Source organism: uncultured Aquincola sp. (genome assembly GCF_964001545.1).
Taxonomy (GTDB): Bacteria; Pseudomonadota; Gammaproteobacteria; order Burkholderiales; family Burkholderiaceae_C; genus Aquincola.
On the sequence record NZ_CAXFDV010000096.1, the window covers coordinates 1 to 1,616 of the forward strand.

Annotated in this window: 1 protein-coding gene and 1 pseudogene; one reads left to right on the forward strand and one right to left on the reverse strand. The window is 71.3% G+C overall.

The features are described 5' to 3' along the window. Positions 1-44: 44 nt before the first annotated feature. Positions 45-1,055: a TIM44-like domain-containing protein gene (locus ABNT58_RS03380; protein WP_348752103.1), complete on the reverse strand. Its 1,011-nt coding sequence runs from the start codon at positions 1,053-1,055 to the stop codon at positions 45-47. A 216-nt stretch (positions 1,056-1,271) separates the two neighbouring features. On the opposite strand from ABNT58_RS03380, the pseudogene ABNT58_RS03385 reads away from it, so the two are divergent. Next, positions 1,272-1,616 (forward strand): annotated as a pseudogene (locus ABNT58_RS03385) (YgiQ family radical SAM protein); the annotation flags it as partial.

The following is a 1,616-nucleotide window of genomic DNA, read 5'->3' on the forward strand; positions in this document are numbered from 1 at the left end:
AAAAAAAGGCGGCCGAAGCCGCCTTGGGTTGGGTTGCCGCGCGTTTACAGCGGCTGGATGCCCGCGATCGCCCAGTCGCCGCCGGTGGCGGGCTTGACGAAGTGCCACAGCTCCTTGAAGGGCTGGGCGCCGCCCTCGGCTTCTTCGCGGATCAGGCCATGGAAGCGCACTGTGACGATCTGCTGGCCTTGCTGCTCGGCGTAATCGGCCAGGTCGGCGTCCAGCTGCACCACGTCGGTCTGCTGCGCCTGGGCGCCGCGGTCCTGCAGGTCCAGCCGCAGCGAAGCGAACAGCTCCGGCGTGGTGAACTTGCGCAGGTCTTCCACCTGGCCGGCGTCATTGGCCGCCTGCATGCGGATGAACAGCATCTTGGCGATGCGCTCGAAGCCCGAGGCGTCGAAGCCGGCCGGCAGTGTGGCGCGTGCATCGGCGAACGATGCCGGCGCGGCCGCAGCGGCGGTGGCACCCAGGCCGCTGGACGACGGCGCGTTGCCGAAGCTGTTGCCGGCGGCCGGCTGGGCATCCAGGCCCTGGCGCTGCACCGGCTGCTGCCACGACGGCTGCGCATCGGCGCTGCGGTTGAAGCCGCCCGCACCGGCACCCGCGCCCGCACCGGCCATCTGCAGGCCGCCGTTGCTGGCGTTGCCGTTGCCGGCAAAGCGGCGCATCAGCCAGCGGATGGCGACGAAGGCCACCAGCGCCAGCAGCAGCATGGTCACGAAGTTGGCCAGGCCCGCGCCCATGCCGAAGTGGCTGAACAGCGCGGCCAGGCCCAGGCCGGCGGCCAGGCCGGCGATCGGGCCCATCCACGAGCGCTTGCCCGCCGCGGCGGCGGCACCGGCGGCGGCCGGTGCAGCGGCGCCTGCGACCGGCGCGGCATTGCCTGGCTGCTGGGCCGGCGTGCCCGGGGTGGAATGAGGCTGCTGTGCCGGCGCCTGGCGCTGCATGCCCGAGGCGCGGCCGTCGCCCAGGCGCTTGGCCTCGGCGTCGAATGAGGCGAGCGGCAGCGAGGCTGCCGCCACCGCCACGGAAAGGGCTACCAACCAGGTCTTCACAGGGTCTCCTTCGTGTGAGCTGAATCGCCGCGTCCTGCGGCACCAGGCGTATGAGTGGTCTTGCCCGATTTGGTTCACCCGGGCAGGGTTTTCAAGGGCCATAGCAGGTTTTCAGCAGGGATAAGCCACCAGGGTGAACCCTGAGCACCGACAATCGAAGGTTCGCCGCCGCCCGCCGCGCCCGCCATCCGGCCCCGACTTTCGGAAAGCCCGCCCGTGTCCACCGCCCTCGCTCCCACCGCCCCGGCCGTCCCGACGGCCAAGCCGATCACCGCCTACCGCCCGTACTGGGCCAAGCGCTTCGGCACCGCGCCCTTCCTGCCGATGAGCCGCGCCGAGATGGAGCGCCTGGGCTGGGACGAGTGCGACGTGATCATCGTCAGCGGCGACGCCTACGTGGACCACCCCAGCTTCGGCATGGCGGTGATCGGGCGCACGCTGGAAGCGCAGGGCTTTCGGGTGGGCATCATCGCCCAGCCCGACTGGCACAGCGCGGACGCGTTCAAGGCGCTGGGCAAGCCGCGCCTGTTCTTCGGCGTGGCGGCCGGCAACATGGATTCG